Below are 26,924 nucleotides of genomic sequence, written 5' to 3'. Positions count from 1 at the left end.
GCATATAGACAACACAAAGTGCAAGATCGCGGGGAGCGGGGAGGGGTTAGCCCGCGGTGGCGGTGGCTAGTTTGAGGCTGAAGGCTAGGAAGAGCGTTGCTACCGCCGTGGTGCCGCCCACCGCGAGGCGACGGCGGCGGCGGAACTGGGTCGCCAGGAACGTCCCCGCGAAGATCAGCGCGGTCAGGTAGAGCGCGCTGGCGACCTGGGCGATCAGGCCGAGCAGCAGGAACGACAGCGCCGGCCAGGCATAGTCGGGGTCGACGAACTGGATGAAGAACGAGATGAAGAACAGGATCGCCTTCGGATTCAGCAGGCTGATCACCAGCGCTTTGCGGAACGGGCTGCGCAGCTGCGCCGGTTCGGCGGCGTCGATGAGCCGCGGCGTGCCCGGGTCGTTGCGGTCGCGCCAGCGCCGCCAGGCGCCGCGCAGCATGGTCACCCCGACATAACCGAGGTACGCGGCACCGGCGTACTTGATCACCAGGAACAGCGGCGGGTACGCCTTGAGCAGCGACGCCACCCCGGCTGCGGAGAGGATCATCAGCACCCCGTCGCCGACGAAGACCCCGCTCGCCGCCCGGTAGCCGACGCCCACGCCCCGTTTGGCGGCGGTGGAGAGCACGAAGAGCGAGTTCGGCCCGGGCAGCAGGATGATGGCCACGGTGCCCAGCACGTACGTCCAGATGTCGGTGATCCCCAGCACGCCCGTCATCATCAGGCCGCGGGTGCCGTACCGCGAAGTCTTTTCCGCAGCATGGCCTGTGCGTTCGGCCACTCGTCGACGGTCATCGCGTACTGCACCGTGTCCCGCCAGGAGCCGTCCGGGCGCTGGCGGTGCATCCGCAGCACTCCCTCCCGGGTGGCGCCGAGCCGTTCGATGGCCGCCTGGGAGCGTTCGTTGCGGATGTCGGTGTGCCAGGCGACCCGTACCGCGCCCAGGTCGTCGAAGGCCCGGCCGAGCAGCAGCAGCTTGGCCTCGGTGTTGATTCCGGTACGCCACCAGGGTCGGCCGAGGAACGTGTGCCCGATCGCCACCGACCGCCGCTCCGGGTCGATCTCGTAGTAGGAGGTGCTGCCGACCACCGTCCCGGTCACCGCGCAGCGCTGCACCCAGGGCACCCGCTCGCCGCGCTGCTGTGCGGCCAGCGCGTCGGCGATGACCTCGGCGGTCCCGGCCGGCTCGGTGGGCCGCGGGACGGTGAGGTGCCGCCAGACGTCGTCGTCGGCGGTGGCGGCGTGCAGGTCGTCGGCGTGCGTCGGGTCCAGCGGCTCCAACCGGACGTGCTCGCCGCTCAGCGTCGCCGGGTCGTGCCAGGGAGTACGGGCCGTGCGCAGGTACGCCGGTAGGGCAGCGGTGACCCCGACGGCGGGCTGCGGCAGGCCGGCGGTCAGCCTCAGTGGCAGGACGCCGGCCCAGTGCGGTAGGTGCAGGTCGTCTTCGTCCTCGCGGACCCCGCCGGTGCGGGACCGGACGGACACCTCCCGCAGGGGCAGCGCCAGCACTGCGGTCTCGGCCAGTTCGCGCCGGCTCGGTGGGCGACTGTCCGTGCTGCGGCCGGCGCCCACCTTCTCGACGAGCGCGGTGAGCACGGCGCTCTTCTCCTGGGCGTCGGTGACGAGTCGCGCGGTGCCGAGCGCGACCACCGAGCGGTAGTTGGCGCTGTGGTGGAACTGCGAGCGGGCGTAGACCAGTCCGTCGAGCAGCGTCACCGCGACGCAGACGGCCAGCCCGTCGCCTCGGGCGGCGAGCAGGGGGCGGCTGCCGGTGGAGCCGTGCAGGTAGAGCGTGTCGCCGATGCGGACGTGCAGGGTCGGCAGCACCCGGGGTTCGCCGTCCACGGTGAAGCCGAAGGAGCAGTGGTACGCCTCGTCCAGCACGGCGTGTGCCGCCGCACGGTCGTAGCTCATCCGGTCGCGGGAGCGGGTCGGGATGGTCCGGGCGGTGGGTGGATACATGCGCGCCCCTTTGTGCTAGTACAATCTCTTATTTGTGTCAGCACGCTATCAGTTCACCGGGACGACCGCCGTCGCGATTTCGGCCAGCATCGAGTCGGGCATCCGTACCGGCGCCCTGGCCCCTGGGGTCAGCCTGCCCTCGGTGCGCGCCCTCGCCGCCGACCTCGGCGTCAGCCCGGCCACCGTTGCCCGCGCCTATCAGGAGCTGCGCCAACGTGGCGTGCTCGCCACCGCCGGCCGGCACGGCACCCGCGTCCGCCCGCGTCCACCGGTGGCCGCCCGCCGCTCCGCCCTGCGCCCCGCACCACTGCCGGACGCCCGCGACCTGTCCCGGGGCGAGCCCGACCCCCGACTGCTGCCCCCGATCGGCCCGCACCTGGCCGCGCTCGCCGCCGACGTCGGCCCACCGGTCGGCTACGCGCAGGCCGGAGTGCTCCCGGAGTTGGCCGAGGTTGCCCGCGCCCGGCTGAGCGCCGACGGCGTACCCGTCGAGGACCTCACTCTCACCGGTGGCGCGCTGGACGGCATCGAACGCCTCCTCGGCGCCCACCTGCGCCCCGGTGACGCGGTGGCGGTGGAGGACCCGGGCTGGGCAAATCTGCTCGACCTGGTCGCCGCCCTCGGGCTGCGGCCCATCGGCGTACCCGTGGACGACGAGGGGCCCCTGACCGCCGGGGTGGCGGCCGCGCTGACCGCCGGGGCGCGGGCGCTGGTCGTCACCAGCCGGGCCCAGAACCCGACCGGCGCCGCCGTCTCCGCCGCCCGCGCCACGGAGCTGCGCGCGCTGCTCGCCGGGCGGCAGGACCTGCTGCTCATCGAGGACGACCACGCCGCCGAACTGGCCCGCGTACCCCTGCATCCGCTTGCCGGCGCGGCCGGAAGCTGGGCCTTCGTGCGGTCGGTGAGCAAGCCCTTCGGTCCGGACCTGCGGCTGGCGGTGCTGGCCGGCGACGAGACCACCGTGGCCCGGGTGACCGGTCGGACGCGTGTCGGTGCCGGCTGGGTGTCCACCGTGCTGCAACGGTTGGTGCTCGCCCTGTGGCGGGACCCGGCGGTCGACGAGCTGGTGCGCCGGGCGGCGCAGAGCTACGAGCTGCGGCGCGAAGGGCTGCTGGCCGCGCTGGCCGAGCACGGCCTGACGGCGCACGGTCGCACGGGCATCAACGTCTGGCTGCCGGTTCTGGACGAGACCAGCGCGGTGACCGCGTTGCGCGACGCCGGCTGGGCGGTCGCGCCCGGCGCCCTCTACCGGATCGCCGCGCCGCCAGCCCTGCGCGTCACCATCAGTTCCCTGGCCGTCGAGGACATGACGCCGCTGGCCGCCGCCCTGGCGCGCGCCGCCCATCCCGTCGCACCCTCCGGCTTCGCCACCTGACCCGTCGGCCGGCGACCCGATCGGGTGTTGTCGCGGCACAAGAGGGGTTTGGCGCGTCCGGGGCGGGTATGCGCGCCGACGGAGGTGGCTGACATGGCTTCAGGCGGCAATCGAGGGCTCTGGATCGGGGTCGCGGTCGCGGTCATCGTGATCATCATCGTGCTGATCGCGCTCGCGTCGTGTGGTGGCGGCGGCGGTGGAGGCGGGTACTGACGTGGGGCGGCCACGTTCGGGCCGGTGCGTAAGCGGCAGCGCGTACCGAACGGGTATATAACAAGCGGCATGGCCGAGCAGACCGACGCAGCTCCCGGTGCCCAGCGGTTCATCCCGCCCGAGGCCGACACCATCGACGAGCTGCGGGCGGCCTCGGGCGGCTGTCGCGGCTGCGAGCTGTACCGGGACGCCACGCAGACCGTCTTCGGGCGGGGTGACGGGAGCGCCCGCGTGGTGCTCGTCGGCGAGCAGCCCGGCGACATGGAGGACCAGAAGGGTCTGCCCTTCGTCGGTCCCGCGGGCCGGCTGTTGCGCAAGGCCGTCGACGACGCCGGCCTCGACCCGGCCGCGCTGTACCTCACGAACGCCGTGAAGCACTTTCGTTTCGAGGTGCGCGGCAAGCGGCGCATCCACCAGACGCCGGACCGGATCCACATCGCCGCCTGTCGTCCCTGGTTGGTCGCCGAGTTCACCCGGCTCGACCCGGCGGTCGTCGTGGTGCTCGGGGCCACCGCCGCGAAGGCGCTGCTCGGCCCGTCCTTCCGGGTGACGAGGCAGCGCGGCGAACTGCTGCCCTGGCCCGCGTCGGCCCAGCATCCCGAGGACTTCCAGCGGGTTCCGGTGGACAGTGCCGGCGCGGTGGCGGACGCCCCGCGGACCCGGCTGCTGGCGACCATCCACCCGTCCGCCGTACTGCGCGCCGACGACCAGGACGCGGCGTACGAAGGGCTGGTCGCCGACCTCACGGTCGCCGCCCGCGCCCTCGCCGGATAATCACCACGGCCGGGGGTACGGCGGCGTCTTCCGACGGGCGACGCGTCACCGGTCGGTGTCGGAGTTCGTGGTGATACCTGCCGGAAACGGCGACGCGTGATCGACGTAACACGTCCTCTACAGACTCACCTGAGTCGATCTTGTAGGGGAGGCGTTCATGAGCGATCAGACGCAGTCGACGGTGAGCCGACGCGGATTCCTACGCGCGGTCGGGATCAGCGGCGGGGCCGGTGCGATGCTCGCCACGATGGGAGCCATGGGTCTCGCGCCCAGCGCCGCCGCCTCGGCGACTCCGGCGTTCCGGGTGCCCGAGCCGTCCGACTTCACCCTGACCGGACGGCCGGGCGCCAGCGTCGTCGTGCTCGGCGGTGGCGTCGCGGGGCTCACCACGGCGTACGAGCTGGGCAAGGCTGGTTACCACTGCACGGTCCTGGAGGCGCGGCACCGCGTCGGCGGGCGGAACCTGACCATCCGGGGCGGCGACGTCGAGACCGACCTTGACGGCCACACCCAGCGGGCCGGCTTCTCCGACGGCGTCTACTTCAACGCCGGACCGGGCCGCATCGCACAGTGGATGGTCACCATGGACTACTGCCGCGAGCTGGGCGTACCTGTCGAGGTCTTCACCAACCAGAACGCCGACGCCTGGATCTACAACGAGTCCGCCGGAATGACCGAGCCGATCCGCTACCGCACCGCCAAGGCCGATGTCTACGGCTACGTGTCGGAACTGCTCGCCAAGGCCACCGACCAGGGTGCGCTGGACGCGCGGCTCACCACCGAGGACCGGGACCGGCTGCTGTCGTTCCTGCAGAGCTTCGGCGCGATCGGTGGACGGGCCAGCGACTGGGCGTACACCGGCACCACCCGGCGTGGTTTCTCCGCGTTCCCCGGCGCGGGCAACGACGTGGGGAGTCCGCTCGGTACGCCGCCAGCGCTCTCCGACGTCTTCGCCAGCAACGTGGGCCGGTACTTCTCCTTCGAGTTCGGCTACGACCAGGCCATGCTGATGTTCCAGCCGGTCGGAGGCATGGACCAGATCCCCCGCGCCCTCGCCAAGGCTGTCGGCGGGCATCGCATCCGCCTCAACGCCGAGGTGACCGGGGTGACCGACCGGGGCAGCCGGGTCGAGGTGACCTACCGGCAGGGCGGCCGGCAGTCGCAGATCACCGCCGACTACTGCGTGGCCGCCCTGCCGCCACACCTGATGGCCCGGGTACCGCACAACCTCGGCGCGTCCGTGACCGCCGCGCTGGCCGACTTCCCCGTCACCGCCGCCGGCAAGATCGGCCTGGAGTACCGCAGTCGCTGGTGGGAGACCGACCAGCGGATCTACGGCGGCATCACGGAGACCGATCTGGACCTGTCGCACATCTGGTACCCGTCCTACGGCTACCACGGCAAGCGTGGCCTGGTCGTCGGCTACTACAACACCGGAGCGAACGCCCGGGCGTACAGCGGGCTCACCCCGGAGCTGCGTCAGGAGCGGGCGGTCGGCCAGGGCGTCAAGATCCACGGTGACAAGTACCGCAGCGAGCTGGTCACCTCGTACTCGCACGCCTGGGACCGGACCCGCTACATCGAGGGCGCCTGGACCTCGCCCCGCTACGGCACGGCCGGGTACGACCTGCTGCTCCAGCCGGCCGGGCGGGTCTACTTCGCCGGGGACTGGCTGAGCCACGAGGTGGCCTGGCAGCACGGCGCGTTCGTGGCAGCCCGTGCGGCGGTGTCGGCCCTGCACCAGCGGGTGATGACCGGCTGACCGGCCACCCCGGTCCCTTCCTCCGACGCCGACCAGGATCTGCGCAACTTCGGGGAAACTGCTGCTTCCCGGCGCGCCAAGCCAGCAACTTCCCTGAAGTTGCGCAGATCTTGCGGCGGGGCGGCGCAGATCTTGCGGCGCGGCCCGGCGCGGCCCGGCGCGGCCCGGCCCGGCGCGGCCCGGCGCGGCCCGGCGCGGCGCGGCCCGGCGCGGCCCGGCGCGGCGCGGCCCGGCGGGGCGGGGCGGGGCGGGGCGGGCGCGGGCGGCGCCCTGCGGGGCGTCGGGGGGCGGGAGGGGTGCGCGAGGATGGGGGCGTTCCCGTCCTCAAGGAGCGCCGATGGCCACCGAGCTGACCGTGCCGCGTACCGACGACCGACTCGACGTCGCGCCGATTCAGCGACGCACCATGCGGCTGCTCTTCAGCACCCAGATCATCGGCGGCGTCGGCGTGACCATCGGCATCTCGGTCGGCGCGTTGCTCGCCGCGCGGATCGCCGGCACCGCGGTGGCCGGCGTCGCCCAGAGCGCCGGGGTGGTCGGTGCGGCGCTGCTCGCCGTCCCGGTCACCCGGATCATGGCCCGGCACGGCCGCCGGCCCGGGCTCGTGCTGGCGTACGCGGTGGGCGCCGTCGGCGGCGTCCTGGTGGTGCTGGCGGCGGCCACCCGCTCGGTGCCGCTGCTCTTCCTCGGCATGCTGCTCTTCGGTGGCGGTACCGCCGCCAACCTCCAGGCCCGCTACACGGCCGTGGACCTCGCCGAACCGGCCCGTCGAGGACGCCAACTCTCGCTGATCGTCTGGGCCACCACCATCGGTGCGGTGGCCGCGCCGAACTTCGCCGCGCTGGCCGATCGGGTGACCACCGGCTGGGGGCTGCCGCCACTGGCCGGCCCCTTCGCGTTCAGCGCGGCGGCGTTCGTGCTGGCTGCCGTCGTACTCCTCGGTCTTCTCAGGCCCGACCCGCTGCTCACCGCGCGGCGACTCGCCGCGTCGCCATCCGCGACCGCCGCGCCGGTCGGTGTGCGCGCGCCGCGCGGCGCCGGCATGCGGGTGGCCTGGTCGGTGGTACGCGGACAGCCCGCCGCCCGGCTCGGGATCGCCGCCGTGGCGGTGGGTCACCTGGTCATGGTGGCGGTGATGGCGATGACCCCGGTCCGGCTCGGCGAGTCGCACGCCGACGCCGACGTGCTGCGGCTGGTCGGGATCGTGTTGAGTCTGCACATCGCCGGCATGTACGCGTTCTCCCCGGTGGTCGGCTGGCTCACCGACCGGCTCGGCCGGCGGGCGGTGATCCTCGGCGGGGTCGGGTTGCTGCTGGCCGCGTGCGCGGTCGCCGGTACCGCCGGGCACCACACCTCTCGACTCTCGGTCGGTCTGGTCCTGCTCGGGCTGGGCTGGTCGGGGACGATGGTGGCCGGCTCGACGCTGCTCTCCGAGTCGGTGTCGGCCGATGTGCGGCCGAGCGTCCAGGGGTTCTCCGACATGATCATGGGGCTGGCGGGCGCGAGTGCCGCGGTGCTCAGCGGGTTTGTCATGCAGGTGGCCGGTTATCCCGTGCTCACCCTGCTCGCGGCGGTCGCGACCGTGCCCCTGGTGGCGCTAGCGTTGCGCCCGGTGCCGACCGGGGCACCGGGTGAGGAGGACTGATCACGTGCGGCTGACCGACTTCTGGGCGCGGTTGGAGGAGGCGTTCGGGCCGGGCTACGCGGCGAGCATCGCCCGGGATCAGGTGCTGTCCCAGCTTGACGGCCGGACCATCGAGCAGGCGTTGGCGGCGGGGGAGCGGACGCACGTGGTGTGGCGGGCGGTCTGTGCCGCGTATCCCGACCGCGTACCCGCTCGACTACGCTGAGCAGCCTTTTCGTCGCTTCCGCGTGTCGCTTGTCGAGTCGTACACCTGTTCGGCTATTGTCCACAGCGGGGTGCTCGTCCACAGCTCGCGGCCCGTCGGCTGGTTTTCTGTCGGACCTAGCGCCTAGCGTGTCCGCGTGACGCGAAGCTCAGCAAAGACGCCGGCGAAGGCAGGGGTGGCAACCATGGCAGCAGGGCCTGACCGGGAGAAGGCACTCGACCTTGCTCTCGCTCAGATTGACAAGCAGTTCGGCAAGGGCTCGGTGATGCGGCTGGGAGAGCGGCCGGTCGTCCAGACCGCCGTGATCCCGACCGGCTCCATCGCGCTCGATGTGGCGCTCGGCGTGGGCGGTCTGCCGCGCGGTCGGGTGGTCGAGATCTACGGCCCTGAGTCCAGCGGTAAGACCACGGTGGCCCTGCACTCGGTGGCCAGCGCCCAGCGGGCCGGCGGCATCGCCGCCTTCATCGACGCCGAACACGCGCTCGACCCGGAGTACGCGAAGGCCCTCGGCGTCGACACCGACGCGATGCTGGTCTCGCAGCCGGACACGGGCGAGCAGGCGCTGGAGATCGCCGACATGCTGATCCGCTCGGGCGCGATCGACATCATCGTGATCGACTCGGTGGCGGCCCTGGTGCCGCGCGCCGAGATCGAGGGCGAGATGGGCGACAGCCACGTGGGTCTCCAGGCCCGGCTGATGAGCCAGGCGCTGCGCAAGATCACCGGTGTGCTCAGCAACACCGGCACCACGGCGATCTTCATCAACCAGCTCCGGGAAAAGATCGGCGTGATGTTCGGCAGCCCGGAGACCACGACCGGTGGTCGGGCGCTGAAGTTCTACGCCTCGGTCCGGCTCGACGTGCGCCGCATCGAGAGCCTCAAGGACGGCACCGACGTGGTCGGTAACCGCACCCGGGTCAAGGTCGTCAAGAACAAGGTGGCCGCGCCGTTCAAGCAGGCCGAGTTCGACATCATGTACGGCAAGGGCATCTCGCGCGAGGGCTCGCTGATCGACGTCGGCGTGGAGCAGGCGATCATCCGTAAGTCCGGCGCGTGGTACACGTACGACGGTGACCAGCTCGGCCAGGGCAAGGAGAAGGCCCGGGAGTTCCTGAAGGAGAACCCGGACGTGGCCGCCGAGATCGAGAAGAAGATCCTGGAGAAGCTCGGCGTGGGGGTCGGCGCGGGCGACGCCGCCGGTGGCCCCGAGCTGCCGCCGGTCGACTTCTGACGGGTAGCTGACACATGGCAGGACGACGCGCCCGTACGGGGCAGGGCTGGGATGCCAGTCCGCCTCGTATGGGCGACGCCGCCGATCCGCCGCGCCCCCGACGGGGTCGCCAGGCCGAACAGTCGGCTGACGAGCCGGCGGCCACGCCGCCGCGTGACGAGTCCGAGGTGGTCCGCGAGATCTGCCTGCGCCAGCTCGCCGTCCGACCACGTACCCGCGCCGAGCTGGCCGGGGCGCTGGCCAAGCGGGGCATCTCCGAGGAGGTGTCGGCCGAGGTGCTCGACCGGTACGACGAGGTCGGCATCATCGACGACGCCGCGTTCGCCCGTGCCTGGGTGTCGAGTCGGCACAACGGGCGCGGTCTGGCCCGCCGGGCGCTCGCCAACGAGCTGCGCCGCAAGGGCGTGGACGGCGAGGTCGCCACCGAGGCGCTGGATGAGCTGGACGAGGAGACCGAGGCGCAGACCGCCCGAGCCCTCGTGGAGCGCAAGCTACGTACCGCCCGGGGTGAGCCGGACGCCGTCTTCCGCCGGCTGGTGGGCATGCTGGCACGCAAGGGCTACCCGCCCGGCGTAGCCATCCGGGCGGTGAAGGACGCCCTCGCCGCGCAGAGCGCCGAGGCGGCGGAGTTCGCCGAGCAGATCGACGCCGACGCCCTCGCCGACGCCGAGGGCGAGTTGGAGCGCGACAACCGCTGACGCCGACCCGCACCGTGATCGTGGACTCTCGGTCCCGACATGACGGGCGTTCCACTCATCTCGACAGCCGAGCCGGCAAGGTCGGCGCGATCCTCTCACTCGACACGCGGCGCGAGGTCGCAGGTGTCACACTCGCGGCTCGCCTGCGGGACCTGTGCGGTCGCTGAACAGGCATGACATCCCAATCGAGGGCGTCGGCTCGCCGTGTTTGTCCTGCCGTGTCCGACACGACATCAGCTTTGCGTGACGCTGCAACTTCTCTCCGTTCGGGGGGTTTGATCATGAGTCCTTGACCAGACCGCCCTCGGAGACCTAGCCTCGCCATACAGGCTCACATTGCCCGACCAGCGCAGGCTAAGCGCACAACATAGATCTCGTAACAGAACAGCATCACTTTGGCCGACTCCGCGGCCTTTGGCGGCAGTTCCGGACTGGCCGGTCCGGCGCTCCGCGACAACTGCACCCGGTCGCCGACGATGCCCGAGGGCACCGCCGGTGGAGAGAGCTACCCACGGCCAGCCGCTCCGGTCGGGCGTCCACAGCCGCAGGAGTGTGCCCTGGGCACAGTCGCTGCGGTCATGACGTTCAGGGGAGGCGGCCATGGCGGGGCGGCGGCACAGGTTCGCGGATGGACCTCGCGGGGTTCCGGCATGAACGCCCTCGACGTGGTGCTCCTCGCGGCCGTCCTGATCCTCGGCGTGGTCGTGATCGCGGCGGTGCTGGTCGGCATCCGGGCGCTGCGCCGGATCGGCTCGGCGCCGGCCCCGGAGGATCCCGCCTTCATCGCCGAGAAGGACCGTCAGGAGCAGTCCCTGGCCGCCCTGCGCGACGCGGCCGACCAGGCGAACAGCACGATCGACGTGGCGAAGTCCGCCGCCTCCGCGGCCCGTGCCGAGGCGGCGGGGGCGAAGGCCGAGGCGAAGGCGGCCCGGGCCGAGGCGCGACGGGTGCTCGACGACGCCCGCGCCGAGGCCGACACCGTGCTGGAACGGGCGCACAAGCAGGCCGAGGCGGACGCGGAGCAGCTCCGCACGGCCGCGCGCCGCAGCGGCGAGCGGGAGGTTGCGGTACTCGCCGCCACGACCCGGGAACAGGCCGCCGAGGTGGAGCGCCGGGCAGCCCGGATGGACGAGCGGGAGCGGCTGCACACCGAGGAGGTGGAGCGGTTCGCCGAGCGGGAGCGGCAGCTCACGGCGGCCAGCGCCGCCCTCGCCACCCGGGAGTCCGCCCTCGTTCAGCGCGAGGCCGAGCTGGCCGAGGCCGAGGAGCTGCGCCGCCGGGAGTTGGAGCGGGTGGCCGGTCTCACCGCCGAGTCCGCCCGGCTGGAGCTGATCGAGGCGATCGAGACGTCCGCCAAGCGGGAGGCGGCGCTCCTGGTACGCGACATCGAGTCCGACGCGCGCAACACCGCCGAGCAGCGGGCCCGGCACATCGTGGTGGACGCGATCCAGCGGGTGGCCAGCGAGCAGACCGCCGAGAGTGTGGTCAGCGTCCTGCACCTGCCCGGCGACGAGATGAAGGGCCGCATCATCGGCCGGGAGGGCCGCAACATCCGGGCCTTCGAGTCGGTGACCGGGGTCAACCTGATCATCGACGACACACCCGAGGCGGTGCTGCTCTCCTGCTTCGACCCGGTGCGCCGCGAGGTCGGCCGGCTCACGCTCGAGAAGCTCGTGCTCGACGGGCGGATCCACCCGCACCGGATCGAGGAGGTCTACGATCTGGCCCGCCAGGAGGTGGAGCAGCTCTGCCTGCGCGCCGCCGAGGACGCCCTGGTCGAGGTGGGCATCACCGAGATCCACCCGGAGCTGGTGACCCTGCTGGGCCGGCTGCGCTACCGCACGTCGTACGGCCAGAACGTGCTCAAGCACCTGGTCGAGACCGCGCACATCGCCGGCATCATGGCCGCCGAGCTGCGGCTGGACGTGCCCACCATCAAGCGGTCGGCGTTCCTGCACGACATCGGCAAGGCGCTCACCCACGAGGTCGAGGGCAGCCACGCCATCATCGGCGCCGACCTGGCCCGCAAGTACGGCGAACACGAGGACGTGGTGCACGCCATCGAGGCGCACCACAACGAGGTGCCGCCGCAGACCATCGAGGCCGTCCTCACCCAGGCGTCCGATGCCTGCTCCGGCGGTCGGCCGGGCGCGCGGCGGGAGAGCCTCGAGGCGTATGTCAAGCGGCTGGAGCGGATCGAGGAGATCGCGGCCGGCAAGCTCGGCGTGGACAAGGTCTTCGCCATGCAGGCCGGCCGGGAGATCCGGGTGATGGTGAAGCCGGACGACGTGGACGACATCGGGGCGGCCGTGCTGGCCCGTGACGTGGCCAAGCAGATCGAGGAGGAGCTGACCTACCCGGGTCAGATCCGGGTCACCGTGGTCCGCGAGTCCCGGGTCACCGAGATCGCTCGCTGACCGTCACTTCGTCAGGGCACGATACTGAAGGATTGAACTTCACTCGTCCACTGGCGTCGACAATTTTCGCTGCGGATCGGGCGCGTTGGTTGAAGAGGCCAACATGGATCTATGCAGGTGTTTGAATCAACGTTAAGATCATTTTATCGTGGATCTCATGCCATCGCCGGTGTTGCTAGACAGTCGGCACTGACCGCCGAGGTGAACAACTGATTCGGGAGTAGTTGTCCTCGGTATGCCAAATCTTCCGCAGCCCCATAATGTTTATGGGGCTGCCAGTGTGGCCCGCGTACGTGCATGAACATAGCTCGGCATTATCTCGCCCATCTGCAAACAGACCTAGTTGGTGATTGTCGACCCACGTAGATCCGGGCTGATCGGGATACTCCATAAACTGCTCGCTCTACGGCAGCGGCGCTGGCACCCAATCGCAAGGGTAGTCTCTAGGATTCGGCATGTGCAGCATGGTATTCCCGGGCGCAAGCACTATGCTGGCGGCTAGTAGCATGCTTCATGTTGCGAGCTCGGCGCGAGTGCCAGGTCTATTCTGAGGTCTCGGACCCTTCACCGTTGGGCAACTTGCGGCACCAATACTATGGACGGCGAACCCGCTGCGCGAAGGTCGTGAACTCCCATTCGCAAGGGCGGCAGTGCCTCAGATGCCAGTACGGAGTGAGGCAAGGAGCCGGTTCGCGTACTGCACGCGCTCCTTGCCTAGGGGTCTCGGGCGCTCAGACTCCCCCAGTGCCCTCTGCTTGAGAGATCAACGCCGCAGGCGGTGGATTCTGCGCCGGGGTGCCCGCCGTCTTGCGGGCCTTGCCCAACCGTCGCTGGACGTACTGGGCAAGCTTCGACAGCGAGTAGTTGACAGCGATGAAGAGCACGGCGATCACGACGTAGACCTGGATGGGGTTCCCCAGCACGCCGATGATCTGCTTGCCGATGTTCAGGGTCTCCTCATAACTGATGATGAATCCCAGCGAGGTGTCCTTGAGCACCACGACCAGCTGGCTGATCAACGCCGGCAGCATGATCCGGAAGGCCTGCGGCAACAGGATCATCCGGGTGGTCTGTGCCGGGGACAGCCCAATCGCGGCGGCGGCCTCGGCCTGACCGCCGGGCAGCCCTTCCATGCCGGACCGGAGAATCTCGCCGATCACCACGGAGTTGTAGATCGTGAGACCGATGATCAGATACCAGAGGTTGTCGAAGTAGAGGCCGAACTCGGGGAAGCCACGGGCCACGAAGAAGATGGTGAGGACGACTGGCAGGCCGCGGAACACCTCGACGCAGACCCGGGTGACCGCGGACAGCAGCGCGCTCATTCCGCGCAGCAGGTACGCGAGCGGCGTGGCGAGGCCGGTGAACCGGCGGCCGGTCAGGCTCCTGAGTTGGATCCGCAGCACTGCCAGCAGCGTCCCGACCACCAGCGAGGCGACGATGGCCAGGGCCGCCGCGATCAGGGTGTTCTTGAAACCAAGTCCGATCCGGTCCCACACCTGGGAGAAGTTCACGTTGGTGGGGTCGACCAGGGGGCCCCACAACTCCATCGACAGCTGGCCCTTCTCGTCCAGCGGCCGGTAGATCAGGAAGTAGGCCCCGACGAGCAGGACGAGCCCGGCAACGATGCTGCTGATCAGCGTGATCCGCCGCTGTCGGGGACCGGGAATGTCGTAAAGGACGCTGGTCTGCTGACTCATCGGGCCACCGCCTGTCGCTTCTCGATCCGGTCCAGCAGGGCGCCGAGTGGCACGGTCATGATCAGATAACCGACTGAAATGCCGACGGCGACCGGGATGAAGGCGTAGCCCTCGGCGCCGGTGAGCTGGTCAGCCGTGGCCGAAAGGTCGCCGACCACTCCAAAGAAGCCGGCGAGCGCCGAGTTCTTGATCATCGCGATGATCACCGAGCCCAGCGGCACCACCGACGCCTTCCAGGACTGCGGCAGCACCACGTGGCGAAGGTTCTGGCCGAAGGTCAGACCCAGTGAACGCGCGGCCTCTGCCTGGCCGGCGGGTACCGCGTTGACGCCGGACCGCAGCGCCTCGCAGACGAACGCGGCGGTGTACAGCACGAGGGCGATCAGCGCGAATCGGAAGTACGGTAGGTCGGTGCCGAGCCGGGTGAAGAGCGAGTCGATCACCGGGATGCGGAGGAAGTCCGCATTCGACCCCAGCGCCGGCAGACCGAACGCGGCGAAGAACATCACCACGGTCAGTGGCATGTTGCGGAAGACGGTGACGTAGGCGGTGCCGACGCCACGCAGCGGCGGCACCGGCGAGATGCGGAGCACCGCCACGATGGCGCCCAGGACGAGGGCGCCGATCGCGGCGAGAAAGCAGATCTGGAGGGTGAGCCAGAAGCCACCGGCAAAGACGTCGAACTTGTCGATGAGTACATTCACGAGTCGGTGTTCCTCCCCACCCTCCAGATCGAAGGATCAGATCAGTAGCGGTTGATGGTGGGCGCTGAGCCCAACTCGGCGCCGAACTTGCCGGCGGTGTCGTCCCAGGCCTTCTTCCAGCTGCCGTCGGAGACCGCCTTGTCCAGCGTGTCGTTGATGAAGCTGCGGAAGTCCGCATCCTCCTTCTTCACACCGATGCCGTACGGCTCCTTGGTGAAGTTGTCGCCCGCCAGCTTGAAGGAGGCCTCGTCCTTGGCGATGTAGCCGAGCAGGATGACGTTGTCCGTGGTCACGGCGTCGACCTGTCCGCCCTTGAGTGCGTCACGGCACTTGTCGTAGGTGTCGAAGAGCACCAGCTGGGTCCCCACGTCCTTGACGTACTTCTTGATCGTCTCGGCCGGGGTCGATCCGGTGACCGAACAGACCTTCTTGGCGCCGTCCTTGAACGAGTCCGGACCGGTGATGGTGGTGTCGTCCTTCTTGACCAGGATGTTCTGGCCGGCCTCGTAGTACGGGCCCGCGAAGGCGATCCGCTCCTTGCGCTTGTCGTTGATCGTGTACGTCGCCGCGACGAAGTCGACGTTGCCGTTGACGATGACGTCCTCGCGGACCTTCGAGGGAGCCTCGACCCACTCGATCTTGTCCTCGGGGATGCCGAGCTCCTTGACGATGATCTTGGCGATCCCGACGTCGAAGCCCTCCGGCTTGCCCGACAGGCCCTTGAGGCCGAAGCCGGGTTGGTCGAACTTGGTGCCAACCTTGATCTTCTGAGCCTTGTTCAGCTTCTCCATGGTGCTGCCGGCGGCGAAGGACTTGCTGCCAGCGCCGGTGCCCTCCCCGCCGTCGTCGCCACCGCAGGCGGTGAGGCCGAGCGCCAGAGCGGCGACCGCGGCGACTGCCGCAACGCGCGTCATACGCATACTCTTCTCCTTCTTCGACGGAGCCCGCCCTTGTGCGGCGCGCTCCACTACGGACGCCTAGTGCGTAAGGATCTTGGAGAGGAAGTCCTTGGCCCGGTCGCTGCGCGGGTTCGCGAAGAACTCCGCGGGCGGGGCATCCTCGACCAGTTGACCGTCGGCCATGAAGATGACCCGGTTGGCGGCGTGCCGGGCGAAGCCCATCTCGTGGGTGACCACGACCATCGTCATGCCGTCGCGGGCCAGCGAGGTCATCACGTCGAGCACCTCGCCGACCATCTCCGGGTCCAGGGCGCTGGTGGGCTCGTCGAACAGCATCGCCTTGGGCTGCATGGCCAGGGCGCGGGCGATCGCCACCCGCTGCTGCTGGCCGCCGGAGAGCTGGGCCGGGAACTTGTCCGCCTGGTTGGCGATGCCGACCCGGTCGAGCAGGGCCAGTCCGCGTTCGCGGGCCGCGGCGGGCTTCTCCTTGCGGACCTTGATCGGCCCGAGGGTGACGTTCTCCAGGATGGTCTTGTGGGCGAAGAGGTTGAAGGACTGGAAGACCATGCCCACCTCGCTGCGCAGCCGGGCGAGGGGCTTGCCCTCGGCCGGGAGCGGCTGACCGTCGAAGGTGATGGTGCCCGAGTTGATCGGTTCCAGTCGGTTGATGGCACGGCACAGCGTCGACTTGCCGGAGCCGGACGGGCCGATCACCACGACCACCTCGCCCCGATCCACCGAAAGCGAGACGTCGTCCAGTACGTGCAGCGGCCCGAACCACTTGTTGACCGCGTCCAGCACGATGAGCGGTTGGCCCGTCGTCACGTCGTCCACCGTCCCTGTCGTCTTCCCGGATCGGGTCGGTCGACCCCCGGTTGGGCAACTGTAGGCGGCGTGATGTGGCGGAACGCAACCCAGTTGGTCACGGAGCGGTAACACCGGTCACGATCGTTGTCGGGGGTCCGATTTCGGTCATCGCGCGGCCCGCAACTGTGGCGGCGGCACCCGATCCCCGCGACGATGGAGGCATGACCGAACCGGTACGCCTGACGAAGTATGCCCGCGGCGGTGGCTGCGCCTGCAAGATTCCGCCCGGCGAGCTGGAGGTCATGGTGGCCGGTCTCGGCCCGGCCACCGGCACCGCGGAACTGCTGGTCGGCCTGGACCACGGCGACGACGCCGCGGTGGTCCGCCTGGACGAACGCACGGGCCTGGTCAGCACCGCGGACTTCTTCACCCCGGTCGTCGACGACGCCTACGACTGGGGGCGCATCGCCGCGGCCAACGCATTGTCCGACGTGTACGCGATGGGCGGCACCCCGCTGCTGGCGCTCAACCTGCTCTGCTGGCCACGTGACGTGCTGCCGCTGGAGTTGGCGCGGGAGGTGCTGCGCGGCGGCCAGGACGTGGCCCGGGAGGCGGGTTGTCACCTGGCCGGTGGGCACAGCGTGGACGACGACGGTCCGAAGTACGGTCTCGCGGTCACCGGCACCGTACGACCCGAGGAACTGATCACTCTGGACGCCGGTCGGGCCGGGATTCCGTTGTCGCTGACCAAGCCGCTCGGCGTGGGCGTGCTCAACACTCGACACAAGGCCACCGGTGAGAGCTTCCCGGAGGCGGTCGCCACGATGAGCGCGCTGAACGCCGGCGCCGCACGGGCAGCGGTCGCCGCCGGCATCCGGTGCGGCACCGACGTGACCGGGTTCGGTCTGCTCGGGCACGCCTCGAAGCTGGCCCGCGCCAGCCGGCTGACGGTGGCCATCGACACGGCCCGGGTGCCGTACCTGGGGGGTGCGCGGGAGGCGCTGCGCGACGGGTACGTCAGCGGCGGCAGCCGACGCAACCTGGAGTGGGTCACCCCGTGGACGGACTTCGGTGCGGCCGACGAGGACGAGCGCCTGCTGCTGGCCGACGCGCAGACGTCCGGCGGTCTGCTGGTCGCCGGTGAGCTGCCGGGCGCACCCGTGGTGGGTGAACTGTTGCCCCGCGGGGAGCACCTGGTCGTCCTGCGCTGACGGACGCGGCCGGTTGTCGCGGGGACACGCCCTCCGGGTGGTTCGGCTGGCGCACGATACCCGATAAACTGTCACCTTCCCGCTACTCCGAGCAATGCCGCTCAGGGAAATTTTGCCCGGAATGGTCACAGACCGGTAACTTGCCCCCGGCTGGGGTCAAATGCCCCCCACCATCGTCAGTAAGGCCCGATTCGGAGGCCGGTGGGACGAACGCAGCGAGGAGGCGGAATGACCGAGCTGTGGAACTGGAGAATCGACCGGGTACGACCCGTTGAGGTCTACCCGGCGCTGGCCGAGGCGCTCGGTCGGGTGGTGATGCCGCTGGCAGCGGCGGACCCGGCGCGACTGCCGGCGTACGCGGTGGTGTGTGACGTCTGGCAGGCGCCGGGCGAGTTTCCAACGGTGATCGACTGCTACGGGGTGCCCGAACGGCTCTCCGAGCACGCCAGCATCGCCGCGTTGGCCCGGCTGCTGGGCCGCGACTGCCTGTTGCGGGACGACACGCTCGACGCCACCCGGCATCTGCTCGTCGCACCGGACGGCACGGTCCGCCCGGTGCACTTCGACGTCCGGGACACCGACGACGGCGAGGTGCTCAGCAAGCAGCGGCTCTGCTCGCTTGGCGACCCGGGCTGCCGGGGCTGGTCGCAGTGTCACCGCTCCCGCTGGGCGCCGGACACCGTCGCACCGGTCCTCGCCGCGGCCTGACCCGCCACCGACGGGCCGGCCGCGCACGCCGAGCCGGCCGGGGTCGCTCGAGCCGGCTGGATGGTGGCGAGCAATCCGGCCGGGCCGGGTGCGTCGGGACGTCAGGCGGGTCCGGTGGCGGCGGTGGCCGGTCGATCGGCAGTGCCCGATCCCCGCACGACCAGGTGGTCGAGCAGGGTGCGGGTGGCTTCGGTCACGGCGGCCACCGCGGCCTCGAACGCGGCGGCGTTGTGCGCGGCGGGCGCCCGGAAGCCCGAGATCTTCCGGACGTACTGCAACGCCGCCGCCTCGATGTCCGCGTCGGTCACCTGCGGGGTGAACGGCTCCCGCAACGTCTTGATGCTTCGGCACATGTCGGGTGCTCCTCGTTCGGGTGATCCGGTCGACCCGGATACGCTGTCCTGGTCATGACTACCGCAGCGGCGGGCAGCCCGCGCACCTACCAGGTGCGCACCTACGGCTGCCAGATGAACGTGCACGACTCCGAGCGCATCTCCGGCCTGCTCGAACAGGCCGGCTACGTGCGCGCGCCCCAGGCCGACGACACCCCGGACATCGTCGTCTTCAACACCTGTGCGGTGCGGGAGAACGCCGACAACCGCCTCTACGGCAACCTCGGTCATCTGCGCCCCGTGAAGGACAAGCACCCGGGCATGCAGATCGCCGTCGGTGGTTGCCTGGCGCAGAAGGACCGCGGCGAGATCGTCCGCAAGGCGCCCTGGGTGGACGTCGTCTTCGGCACGCACAACATCGGTGCGCTGCCGGTGCTGCTGGAGCGGGCCCGGCACAACGCCGCCGCCGAGGTGGAGATCCTGGAGTCGCTGGACGTCTTCCCGTCCACGCTGCCGACCCGCCGCGAGTCCACGTACGCCGGCTGGGTCTCGATCTCGGTGGGCTGCAACAACACCTGCACGTTCTGCATCGTGCCCTCCCTGCGCGGCAAGGAGAAGGACCGCCGCCCGGGGGACATCCTCGCCGAGGTGCGCGCCCTGGTCGACGAGGGTGTGCTGGAGGTGACCCTGCTCGGGCAGAACGTCAACTCCTACGGTGTCGAGTTCGGTGACCGGTACGCGTTCGGCAAGCTGCTGCGCGCCACAGGTGAGATCGACGGCCTGGAGCGGGTCCGGTTCACCAGCCCGCACCCGAAGGACTTCACCGACGACGTGATCGCCGCGATGGCTGAGACCTCGAACGTGTGCCACTCGCTGCACATGCCGTTGCAGTCCGGCTCCGACGACGTGCTCAAGGCGATGCGCCGGTCGTACCGCTCCGAGCGGTACCTGGGGATCATCGAGAAGGTCCGGGCGGCGATGCCGGACGCGGCGATCACCACCGACATCATCGTGGGCTTCCCCGGCGAGACCGAGGCCGACTTCCAGCGCACGCTGGACGTGGTGCGCGAGGCCCGCTTCTCGTCGGCGTTCACCTTCCAGTACTCGAAGCGCCCCGGCACCCCCGCCGCGACGATGGACGGCCAGCTGCCCAAGCAGGTCGTGCAGGAGCGCTACGAGCGGCTGATCTCCTGCGTCGAGGAGATCACCTGGGCGGAGAACAAGCGCCTCGTGGGGGAGACCGTCGAGGTGCTGGTCGCGGTCGGCGAGGGCCGCAAGGACGAGCGGACCGGGCGGCTGTCCGGCCGGGCCCGCGACGGCCGGCTCGTGCACTTCGACGCGGGCGGCTTCGCCGGGTCGATCCGGCCCGGCGACATCGTGCACACCGAGATCACGTACGCCGCGCCACACCACCTCAACGCCGACGGCGCGCCCCTGTCGCACCGCCGGACCCGGGCCGGTGACGCCGCCGAGGCGGGTCGCTCCCCGCGTACCCCCGGGGTGTTGCTCGGTCTGCCCACGATCGGCGCACCGGCGGTCGCGCCCGCGCCCACCGGCGGCTGCGCCGCGCACTGACGCAGGTCGGGGCCCGCCGGCACGGCGGACCCCGACCGACCCACGGTCAGACCGTGATGCGACCGGCGCCGGCGCCGCCCGTCACGATGGACTTGACGTTGCTCGCGGTGTCCAGTTGGTACGGGTACGGGATGCTGGCGACGCTGCCGCCGGTCTGCCCGGCGGGCGAGTTGACGAAGTGGTTGTTGCGGGCCACCAGCCGGCCCGGCCCGGAGTCGGCCTCGCCGAGGTGGTACGTGTCGGGGACGTTCTCGAAGTAGTTGCCCTCGACGAGCACGCCCGCGTTCTCGGTGGAGGCCACGCCGTAGCCGGTGTTGGCCCGGTAGTAGTTGTTGTAGACGTGCACCGGGTTGCCGAAGCGCACCCGAGGGTTGCGCTGCTTGCTGCCGTCGAACCAGTTGTGGTGGTACGTCACCCGCAGGTGCCCGGTGTCCTGCGCGCCGTTGTCGTCGCTGTGGCCGAGCAGCATGGTCTTGTCGTGGTTGAAGACCCGGTTCCACGACACGGTGACGAAGTCCGAGCCGCGCTTGATGTCGACCGCGCCGTCGTACCCGTTGCTGAAGGTGTTGTGGTCGATCCAGATGTTGGTCGCCGACTCCTGCACGTTTATCGCGTCGTCGTTCCAGTCCCGGAAGGTCAGGTTCCGGATGATGACGTTGCGGTCACCGCTGACGTTGAGTCCGCAGCCGACGATCGTCGCGCCGGAGTTGCCGAGGATGGTCTTGTTGGACCGGACCCGCAGCATGCCCGAGCAGGAGATGGTGCCGGACACCCGGATCACCGCCGAACCGGTCGCGTTCAGCGCGCTGGTCAGCGCCGAGGCGTTCGTGACGGTGGTCGCCGGGGCGCCTCCACCGCCGGTGGTGCCGCCGTTCTGGGTTGCCCACCCGACCAGGCCGGTCGGCGGCGGAACGCTCGGCGGCGGATCGCTGGGGATGGGCGGCGTGGTGGGCGTGCCCGGGTGGGGCGGTGTGGTGGTGGTCGGTGTGGTGGTGCCGCCCGTGCACGCCACGTTGTTCAGGGTGAAGCTGGTCGGCACCGGGTTGCTGGAGTTGTTCCAACTCGCGTTGAAGCCGAACGACGCGCTGCCGTTGGTGGCCAGGTTGCCGTTGTAGTCGACGTTGGCGGCGGAGACCTGGCTGCCGTTCTGTGTGACGGTGGCCCCCCACGCCTGGCTGGCCTGCTGGCCGGCCCCGTACGACCAGCCCAGCGTCCACCCGGATACCGGGTCGCCGAGGTTGGTGACCGTGACGTTGCCGGTGAACCCGCCCGGCCACTGGCTGGCGACCGAGTAGGCGACCTGGCAGCCGGCTGCCGCCTGGGCCGAGACGGCCGTCAGGAAACCGCCGGTGACCAGTGCGGCGGTGGCGGCGGCGGTGGTGGCGAGCAGCGTCATCCGACGCTGTGTTGTGCGCATGCTGCTTCCTTTCGATGAGGCGGACGGACCGTCGCGACGCCCATGCCCGTGGGCGGCTAGGTGATCCGGGATCTCAGGTCCCGGGTCCGCCGGTGCGTTTCGGTGCGAAGAAGCGGCTCCCGCGTTCGCGCCGGCCGCAGCGAAGGCAAGCGCTTTCCCGATGGAAGCATAGAAGAACCTTGATGTAAATGCTCCGTGCGGCCCTGGTCCGCCGCCCTACGGAGGGCTCGGTGTGCGCCCGCCCTGGCCTGGCCCGGCGTGCGCCCGGCTCTCGGCCGGGCACGGCGTGCGCCCGGGCCGGGGTGGCCGACGCCCTCGGCGTGGGCGCCGGCCACCCCGGTGGCTCAACAGCTGGCGCCGTTGAGCTTCACGGTCGCCGGGGCGCTGGCCGTACCGTTGGCGGTGAAGCCCACGGTGACCGATGCCCCCGCCGCCAGGGACGGCGCGTGGCTGGGCGCGGCGGCCGTGACCGTCGTACCGGACTGGGTGACGGTGGCGTTCCACCCACTGCCCAGCGTCACTCCGGACGGCCAGCTCCAGGTGACGGTCCACGGGTTCACCGCGGCCGTACCGGTGTTCTTGACCGTCAACTCACCCTGGAAGCCGCCCTGCCAGGCGTTGACCTGCCGGTAGGTGGCCGTGCAGGCGCCCGGGGGCGCGCTCGTCGGCCCGCCGGTGGGGCCACCCGTCGGGCCACCGGTCGGCCCTCCGGTGGGACCGCCGCCGCTCGGCGCGATCAGGTACGGCTGCAGGATCGCCTGCTTGGTGGTGTTGATGTTGGTCCAGTCGTCGAGCGCGATGCCGCCGGTGTCGCCCGAGTTCGGGTTCCACGACCAGTAGGTGAACGACATCCCGGTCACCCCGGTGCCCGTGTACGCCATCAACTTCTCCAGCCACACCCTGTCCTTCGGGTCGGCCAGGGTGCTGCCGAACTCGCCCATCATGATCGGGGCGATGTTCTGCTTGTAGAGGTAACCGAAGTACTTGTCCCAGATGGCCGGCATGTTCGCCGGGTAGTCCGGCGCGTCGAACCAGGTCTGCCGGTACACCGACGTGGCGTACTCGTGCGGCGAGTAGACCAGCCGGTTCGCCACGTTCAGGCGTACCGGGAACTGACCCGCCTTCGACAGGTTGCCGCCCCACCAACCGCAGTCCTCGTCGTTGCTCGGGTCGTTGTCCCAGACGTTGGAGAGGCCACCGCTCGGGCAGCTCACCCCCTCCACGAAGATCAACCAGTTGGGCTGGACACCGAGGACGGCGTTGCCGGCCCGCTCGGCGGCGAGCCGCCAGTCCCGCGCGGTGTCACCGCAGCCCCAGCACGCGCCGGTGGCCGTCGGGTTGGTGCCCTCGGCGTGCGGCTCGTTGTGCAGGTCCGCGCCGATCACCGTGGGATTGCCCGCGTACCGCTGGGCGAGCATCTTCCAGTCGTTGATCCAGGTCGCCTCGGAGACCGTCGACGTGTACCACAGCGGCGACTGCCCGGCCGACGTCGGCCGGTGCCGGTCCAGGATGATCCGCATCCCCTTGCTGCCGGCGTAGTCGATCACCTTGTCCAGGATCTGCAACGGCGACAGCCCGATCAGGTCCGGGTTGACGAAGTCGTTGATCCCGGTGGCCGTCGCGCCCGGCTTCAGCGCGTCGTTCGAGTACGGCACCCGCAACGTGTTGTAGCCCAACCGGGCCATCGTGTCGAGCTGCCCCCGCCACGGATTGCTCGATCAGAGACCGTGGAAGGTCTTGTTGTCGGTCTCCATGCCGAACCAGTTGATGCCGGTCAACCGGACCGTCGCGCCGGTGCTGTCCACGATCTGGCTACGGTTCGTGTGCAGATAGCCGGTGCCGGTACCCGCGGCGGAAGCCGGGGTGGTGCTGACGGCGGCGGCGATGAACACACCTGCCGCTGCGGTGGCGAGCGCGGTCAGCACGCCGCCAAGAGCTTTACCACGGAACATTCGAGCTCCACTTCGGAGGCACGACGCCGTCGAGCGACGACGCCGGCGGGCGGCCGTCCGCACGTCACGGTCCCCTCGGGGTACGCGGACAGTGCGCGACGGCCCATGTCACGCGGACGGGAAACTCGCGGCAGCTCACCGGCCGATCCTCGACAGCGATGCTCGCCGTCGTCGCCCTCGGCCCGGTGGCCCTACCTGACTCCGTCGCCCATTCTCATCAGCCCACCTCAATGCGTCAACTGCCCGCCGCCACCGCCCCGCTCCGGCGTCACGCCGCCCCGCCCGACGCGCCCCTGCCCTGTAACGGGCGTCGCCGCACCCCGTCCGCGTGCTGCACTCGCAAGATCGCGCTCGATCCTGGATGTCAACGCCGTTGTGTTAGGGCTGTGGCCGGGAGTCAAGGTCTTCTTCGAAGATTGTGATCTCGGTGTGGAGGCTGTAGGTCTGCGTGGTGGCTGGGTGCTGGCTGGCGTTTGGGCTGTATTTGCTGGTGGGGTTCTTGCGGGAGTGGGCTTTGACGCGGGGGCGACGCCGTGTGGGTAGGAGGTCGGCCAGGACGGCTGGGTCGACGAGCTCGCCGGCGGGATAGCGGGTGTGGTCGGTCAGGCTAGTGATCAGCCGCCATTGCTCGCGGCGTGTCGTGCCGTCGGTGAGGGTGATGGTGACCTGCGCTTCGATGACCCGCACGGGCAGGAGCACGGGTAGCGTCCGGTGCCGATGTGGGTCAGGTAGGAGCCGTCGGGCAGGTGGTCGGTGATGGTGGGGCGGCGGCAGGCGGTGGAGCGGATGAGGAACTGCGCGCCGGTGGCGCGCACGTCGCGCAGGAATTGCGCGGCGTCGAAGCCGGCGTCGGCCAGCAGCAGCATCGTGCGGTCCAGTGCGCCGACCAGGCGGTGTGCGTAGGGCAGTTCGCGGCCTTCGTCGGGGCCGAAGGCCGTGGCGAGCAGGGTGCGGGTGCCGTACTCGATCACCATGAGCAGCCGCAGCAGCGGGTAGCCGAACTCCCGTCGGTGCCCTGCTCGTTTGCGGTAGCGCCAGGTGACCTGATCCGCATCGGGCACGTGTAGGTGAGTGCCGTCGATGGCCACCGTACGCAAACCCCGGTAGAACACCCCGGGCTGCCCAGGCTGGCCGACGCCACCGGTCAGGGTCTCGAACAACCGCCGCAGCGGCGCCACGCCGATCCGGCGACGGGCCCGCGCAAGCGAGGAGACACTCGGCCGCGCCAGGGACAACTGCGCCAGCGAGGCGGTCAGCTTTCCCCACGTCGCCCGGTAGGAACACCGTTCGAACAGGGCAAGCGTGAGAACGAAGTACACCACCACCCGAGACGGCAACAGCCGCAGCCGCTTCTCACGCGTCCCGGTCTCCTCTAGGCCGTGTGTCAAAGCCCCTGGCCGGCCTGCGGAGGCCGAGAGGACCGGCCTTTCGGCCGCTGGTGAACCGTCGCTCGCGGGCCCGTGGTCCGGCCGGATCGGCGCCGCCCCCTCCATTGAGCGTGATGCCTGTGGGTCATCAAGATGACTCACAGGCATCACCCTCATCGTGGTGTCCGCCGTCCGCCCCTCTGCTCGACCGAGGACCTTGACACACGGCCTAACGCAACGGCGTTGTCCTGGATCTAGTGGTGTCGCGGCGCCGGATGGCCACTAGATCCATGTTCGAGCGCGATCTTGCCTGCGCGCAGGCACCCAACCCCGGCTTTCCGGGTCCTCTCGCCCCGTGCACGTCGGCAAGATCCGCGCAACATCAGGGATATTGCTGGCTCCGGCGCGCCTGAAGCAGCAACTTCCCCGAAGTTGCGCGGATCTTGCCGCGGGGCGGTGCTGCGGGGACCCCGGACACGCGAGAGCCCCCGGTCCCTCGCGGGGGCCGAGGGCTCTCGCGACTGCGTCAGGTCAGCCGGCCTGCTCGGCGAGCTGGAGGAACTGCCGCTTTGAGGCGAGGGCCTGCTCGGCCTCCTTGATCCGGCGGGCGTCCCCGGCGCTCTGCGCCCGGGTCAGTCGCTCCTCGGCCTCCGCCACCTGGGCCCGCATCTGGGCGAGCAGCGGGTTGTCCTCCTTGGTGGTACGACGCCACGCCGAGTCCATTACCTCGCGGACCTTGTCGTCGATGACGCGCAGCCGGCGCTCCAGCCCGGCGGCGGCCTCGCGGGGCACCCGGCCGGCCTCGTGCCACTGGGCCTGGATGTCCCGCAGCTTGGCCTGGGCACCCTTCGGGTCGGCGTCGATGTCCAGGGCCTCGGCCTCGGCCAACAGAGCCTGCTTACGCTCCAGGTTGCCGCGCTGCTCGTCGTCCCGGGCGGAGAAGACCTCGCTGCGCCGGCTGAAGAAGGCGTCCTGCGCGCCCCGGAACCGTTCCCAGAGCTTCTGCTCGGCCTCCTTGGAGGCGCGCGGTGCGGCCTTCCACTGCGTCATCAGCTCCTTGAGCTGGTTGGCCGTGGCCGCCCACTCGGTGGAGTCCTTGATCTTCTCGGCCTCGGCGACCAGCTCTTCCTTGGCCGTCTGCGCCTGCTTGCGCTGCGAGTCCAGGGACGCGAAGTGGGCGCCTCGACGCCGGGTGAAGCCGTCCCGCGCGGCGGCGAACCGCTTCCACAGCTCACCGTCGGCCTTCTTGTCGACCCCGCGAATGGTCTTCCACTCGTCGAGGATCTCCTTGAGCCGGTCGCCGGCGGTCTTCCAGCCGGTGGACTCCGCGGCGAGCTTCTCGGCCTCCTCGACCAGGGCGGTCTTTCGGGCCAGGGCCTCACCCCGGGCGACGTCCCGGGCGGCACGCGCCTCGGTCGCCTTCTCCTCGGCGAGGGTCGCCAGCTTGTCCAGTCGGGCGGCCAGGGCGTCGATGTCGCCGACGACGTGGGCCTCCGGCAGCGTGGCGCGGATCCGCCGGATCGTGCTCAACGAGTGCCCGGCGTCCGCCGCGCCCGAGTTGAGCCGCGCTTCGGTCAGGTCCACCTCGGTGACCAGGTCGGCGAAGCGGCGCGCGAAGTGCGCGAGGCCCTCCTCCGGCGCTCCTGCCTGCCAAGATCCGACCACCCGCTCGCCTTCGGCGGTCTTGACGTAAACGGTGCCGTCCGCGTCCACCCGTCCGAAGGCAGTCCAGTCGCTCATGTGCCCATCCTCGTTCTCCCGGCGTCGAGGGAGCAGTCCCCCGTCGCCGCCACGGCGCAGCCAAGTTACTTCCGGCATTGTCACAGGTCCGACCCGGTCCGCGTCGAGCGCCTATCGCCGACCGTGACCATACGGTGTCCTAGACGAGTAAGTCCGAAGTCTGGTCAGTGGTCGTAGGCGATCAGGGACCTGGTCACGGGTTGGCCGGTGGTCCGGTTATGCCAGATCGCGGC

General features: G+C 70.3%; 21 protein-coding genes and 1 pseudogene. 11 read left to right on the top strand and 11 right to left on the bottom strand.

What is annotated here, in order from left to right:
* Positions 1-46: 46 nt before the first annotated feature.
* A complete protein-coding gene (gene leuE, locus ACGFH9_RS14495; protein ID WP_393218741.1) occupies positions 47-718 on the bottom strand; it encodes a leucine efflux protein LeuE in 672 nt (223 codons plus the stop codon).
* Positions 718-1,959, bottom strand: a complete 1,242-nt coding sequence (locus ACGFH9_RS14490; protein ID WP_393218738.1) for a bifunctional pyridoxamine 5'-phosphate oxidase family protein/GNAT family N-acetyltransferase — start codon at positions 1,957-1,959, stop codon at positions 718-720. The genes leuE and ACGFH9_RS14490 overlap by 1 nt, the downstream gene beginning before the upstream one ends.
* A gap of 34 nt (positions 1,960-1,993) precedes the next feature.
* Here ACGFH9_RS14490 and ACGFH9_RS14485 point away from each other — a divergent pair, with 34 nt between their 5' ends.
* The 8 genes from ACGFH9_RS14485 (at position 1,994) to rny (ending at position 12,279) form a co-directional block, all read left to right on the top strand.
* A complete protein-coding gene (locus tag ACGFH9_RS14485; RefSeq protein WP_393218735.1) occupies positions 1,994-3,334 on the top strand; it encodes an aminotransferase class I/II-fold pyridoxal phosphate-dependent enzyme in 1,341 nt (446 codons plus the stop codon).
* A 282-nt stretch (positions 3,335-3,616) separates the two neighbouring features.
* Positions 3,617-4,321 (top strand): UdgX family uracil-DNA binding protein, encoded by a 705-nt coding sequence (locus ACGFH9_RS14480; RefSeq protein ID WP_393218732.1) that lies wholly within the window; start codon positions 3,617-3,619, stop codon positions 4,319-4,321.
* 157 nt (positions 4,322-4,478) lie between these two features.
* Positions 4,479-6,083, top strand: coding sequence for a flavin monoamine oxidase family protein (locus ACGFH9_RS14475; protein WP_393218730.1), 1,605 nt, complete (start codon positions 4,479-4,481; stop codon positions 6,081-6,083).
* 337 nt (positions 6,084-6,420) lie between these two features.
* Positions 6,421-7,728, top strand: a complete 1,308-nt coding sequence (locus ACGFH9_RS14470) for an MFS transporter (protein ID WP_393218728.1) — start codon at positions 6,421-6,423, stop codon at positions 7,726-7,728.
* A 4-nt stretch (positions 7,729-7,732) separates the two neighbouring features.
* Positions 7,733-7,933, top strand: coding sequence for a DUF3046 domain-containing protein (locus ACGFH9_RS14465; protein WP_393218725.1), 201 nt, complete (start codon positions 7,733-7,735; stop codon positions 7,931-7,933).
* A gap of 184 nt (positions 7,934-8,117) precedes the next feature.
* Positions 8,118-9,164, top strand: coding sequence for a recombinase RecA (gene recA / locus ACGFH9_RS14460; protein WP_354884861.1), 1,047 nt, complete (start codon positions 8,118-8,120; stop codon positions 9,162-9,164).
* Between the two features lie 14 nt (positions 9,165-9,178).
* Positions 9,179-9,862: a regulatory protein RecX gene (locus ACGFH9_RS14455; RefSeq protein WP_393218722.1), complete on the top strand. Its 684-nt coding sequence runs from the start codon at positions 9,179-9,181 to the stop codon at positions 9,860-9,862.
* A gap of 650 nt (positions 9,863-10,512) precedes the next feature.
* Positions 10,513-12,279: a ribonuclease Y gene (rny, locus tag ACGFH9_RS14450; protein ID WP_393218719.1), complete on the top strand. Its 1,767-nt coding sequence runs from the start codon at positions 10,513-10,515 to the stop codon at positions 12,277-12,279.
* 731 nt (positions 12,280-13,010) lie between these two features.
* Here rny and ACGFH9_RS14445 read toward each other — a convergent pair.
* The 4 genes from ACGFH9_RS14445 to ACGFH9_RS14430 are packed head-to-tail and all read right to left on the bottom strand — an operon-like array spanning position 13,011 to position 16,416.
* Positions 13,011-13,979: an amino acid ABC transporter permease gene (locus ACGFH9_RS14445; protein ID WP_393218716.1), complete on the bottom strand. Its 969-nt coding sequence runs from the start codon at positions 13,977-13,979 to the stop codon at positions 13,011-13,013.
* Positions 13,976-14,683, bottom strand: a complete 708-nt coding sequence (locus tag ACGFH9_RS14440; RefSeq protein ID WP_393218713.1) for an amino acid ABC transporter permease — start codon at positions 14,681-14,683, stop codon at positions 13,976-13,978. Before ACGFH9_RS14440 ends, ACGFH9_RS14445 begins: the two co-directional genes overlap by 4 nt.
* Before the next feature lie 41 nt (positions 14,684-14,724).
* Positions 14,725-15,603 carry a glutamate ABC transporter substrate-binding protein gene (locus ACGFH9_RS14435; RefSeq protein ID WP_393218711.1) on the bottom strand — a complete coding sequence of 293 codons (879 nt, stop codon included), beginning with the start codon at positions 15,601-15,603 and terminating at the stop codon, positions 14,725-14,727.
* Positions 15,604-15,660: 57 nt separating this feature from the next.
* A complete protein-coding gene (locus ACGFH9_RS14430; protein ID WP_393218709.1) occupies positions 15,661-16,416 on the bottom strand; it encodes an amino acid ABC transporter ATP-binding protein in 756 nt (251 codons plus the stop codon).
* A 194-nt stretch (positions 16,417-16,610) separates the two neighbouring features.
* On the opposite strand from ACGFH9_RS14430, the gene selD reads away from it, so the two are divergent.
* Positions 16,611-17,600 (top strand): selenide, water dikinase SelD, encoded by a 990-nt coding sequence (gene selD / locus ACGFH9_RS14425; protein WP_393218706.1) that lies wholly within the window; start codon positions 16,611-16,613, stop codon positions 17,598-17,600.
* Between the two features lie 228 nt (positions 17,601-17,828).
* The gene (locus ACGFH9_RS14420; RefSeq protein ID WP_355234684.1) at positions 17,829-18,308 is read left to right on the top strand and encodes a hypothetical protein; all 480 of its coding nucleotides are present in this window, start codon (positions 17,829-17,831) and stop codon (positions 18,306-18,308) included.
* A gap of 101 nt (positions 18,309-18,409) precedes the next feature.
* On the opposite strand, the gene ACGFH9_RS14415 is transcribed toward ACGFH9_RS14420, so the two are convergent.
* The gene (locus tag ACGFH9_RS14415) at positions 18,410-18,661 is read right to left on the bottom strand and encodes a DUF2277 family protein (RefSeq protein WP_393218704.1); all 252 of its coding nucleotides are present in this window, start codon (positions 18,659-18,661) and stop codon (positions 18,410-18,412) included.
* Between the two features lie 54 nt (positions 18,662-18,715).
* On the opposite strand from ACGFH9_RS14415, the gene miaB reads away from it, so the two are divergent.
* Positions 18,716-20,215, top strand: a complete 1,500-nt coding sequence (miaB, locus tag ACGFH9_RS14410) for a tRNA (N6-isopentenyl adenosine(37)-C2)-methylthiotransferase MiaB (protein WP_393218701.1) — start codon at positions 18,716-18,718, stop codon at positions 20,213-20,215.
* Positions 20,216-20,261: 46 nt separating this feature from the next.
* On the opposite strand, the gene ACGFH9_RS14405 is transcribed toward miaB, so the two are convergent.
* The 4 genes and pseudogenes from ACGFH9_RS14405 to ACGFH9_RS14390 form a co-directional block, all read right to left on the bottom strand.
* A complete protein-coding gene (locus ACGFH9_RS14405) occupies positions 20,262-21,632 on the bottom strand; it encodes a cellulose binding domain-containing protein (protein ID WP_393218699.1) in 1,371 nt (456 codons plus the stop codon).
* A 344-nt stretch (positions 21,633-21,976) separates the two neighbouring features.
* A pseudogene (locus ACGFH9_RS14400) lies at positions 21,977-23,584 on the bottom strand (cellulase family glycosylhydrolase).
* A 614-nt stretch (positions 23,585-24,198) separates the two neighbouring features.
* Entirely contained in the window at positions 24,199-25,077 is an 879-nt protein-coding gene (locus tag ACGFH9_RS14395) for a transposase domain-containing protein (protein ID WP_393218696.1), read from the bottom strand.
* Positions 25,078-25,482: 405 nt separating this feature from the next.
* Positions 25,483-26,691 (bottom strand): DUF349 domain-containing protein, encoded by a 1,209-nt coding sequence (locus ACGFH9_RS14390; RefSeq protein ID WP_393218693.1) that lies wholly within the window; start codon positions 26,689-26,691, stop codon positions 25,483-25,485.
* Positions 26,692-26,924 lie beyond the last annotated feature (233 nt).

The organism is Micromonospora sp. NPDC049102, assembly GCF_043197485.1.
In the GTDB taxonomy this organism is placed as follows: domain Bacteria; phylum Actinomycetota; class Actinomycetes; order Mycobacteriales; family Micromonosporaceae; genus Micromonospora.
This window is presented reverse-complemented; position numbering and strand designations above follow the sequence as displayed.

Excerpts from the sequence above, each read along its gene's own strand:
- ACGFH9_RS14405 (WP_393218699.1), bottom strand. The coding sequence starts at position 21,632 with ATGCGCACAACACAGCGTCGGATGACGCTGCTCGCCACCACCGCCGCC.
- leuE (WP_393218741.1), bottom strand. The coding sequence starts at position 718 with ATGATGACGGGCGTGCTGGGGATCACCGACATCTGGACGTACGTGCTG.
- rny (WP_393218719.1), top strand. The coding sequence starts at position 10,513 with ATGAACGCCCTCGACGTGGTGCTCCTCGCGGCCGTCCTGATCCTCGGC.
- ACGFH9_RS14470 (WP_393218728.1), top strand. The coding sequence starts at position 6,421 with ATGGCCACCGAGCTGACCGTGCCGCGTACCGACGACCGACTCGACGTC.
- miaB (WP_393218701.1), top strand. The coding sequence starts at position 18,716 with ATGACTACCGCAGCGGCGGGCAGCCCGCGCACCTACCAGGTGCGCACC.
- selD (WP_393218706.1), top strand. The coding sequence starts at position 16,611 with ATGACCGAACCGGTACGCCTGACGAAGTATGCCCGCGGCGGTGGCTGC.
- ACGFH9_RS14490 (WP_393218738.1), bottom strand. The coding sequence starts at position 1,959 with ATGTATCCACCCACCGCCCGGACCATCCCGACCCGCTCCCGCGACCGG.
- ACGFH9_RS14445 (WP_393218716.1), bottom strand. The coding sequence starts at position 13,979 with ATGAGTCAGCAGACCAGCGTCCTTTACGACATTCCCGGTCCCCGACAG.
- ACGFH9_RS14480 (WP_393218732.1), top strand. The coding sequence starts at position 3,617 with ATGGCCGAGCAGACCGACGCAGCTCCCGGTGCCCAGCGGTTCATCCCG.
- recA (WP_354884861.1), top strand. The coding sequence starts at position 8,118 with ATGGCAGCAGGGCCTGACCGGGAGAAGGCACTCGACCTTGCTCTCGCT.
- ACGFH9_RS14475 (WP_393218730.1), top strand. The coding sequence starts at position 4,479 with ATGAGCGATCAGACGCAGTCGACGGTGAGCCGACGCGGATTCCTACGC.
- ACGFH9_RS14455 (WP_393218722.1), top strand. The coding sequence starts at position 9,179 with ATGGCAGGACGACGCGCCCGTACGGGGCAGGGCTGGGATGCCAGTCCG.
- ACGFH9_RS14395 (WP_393218696.1), bottom strand. The coding sequence starts at position 25,077 with ATGGAGGGGGCGGCGCCGATCCGGCCGGACCACGGGCCCGCGAGCGAC.
- ACGFH9_RS14435 (WP_393218711.1), bottom strand. The coding sequence starts at position 15,603 with ATGCGTATGACGCGCGTTGCGGCAGTCGCCGCGGTCGCCGCTCTGGCG.
- ACGFH9_RS14415 (WP_393218704.1), bottom strand. The coding sequence starts at position 18,661 with ATGTGCCGAAGCATCAAGACGTTGCGGGAGCCGTTCACCCCGCAGGTG.
- ACGFH9_RS14390 (WP_393218693.1), bottom strand. The coding sequence starts at position 26,691 with ATGAGCGACTGGACTGCCTTCGGACGGGTGGACGCGGACGGCACCGTT.
- ACGFH9_RS14420 (WP_355234684.1), top strand. The coding sequence starts at position 17,829 with ATGACCGAGCTGTGGAACTGGAGAATCGACCGGGTACGACCCGTTGAG.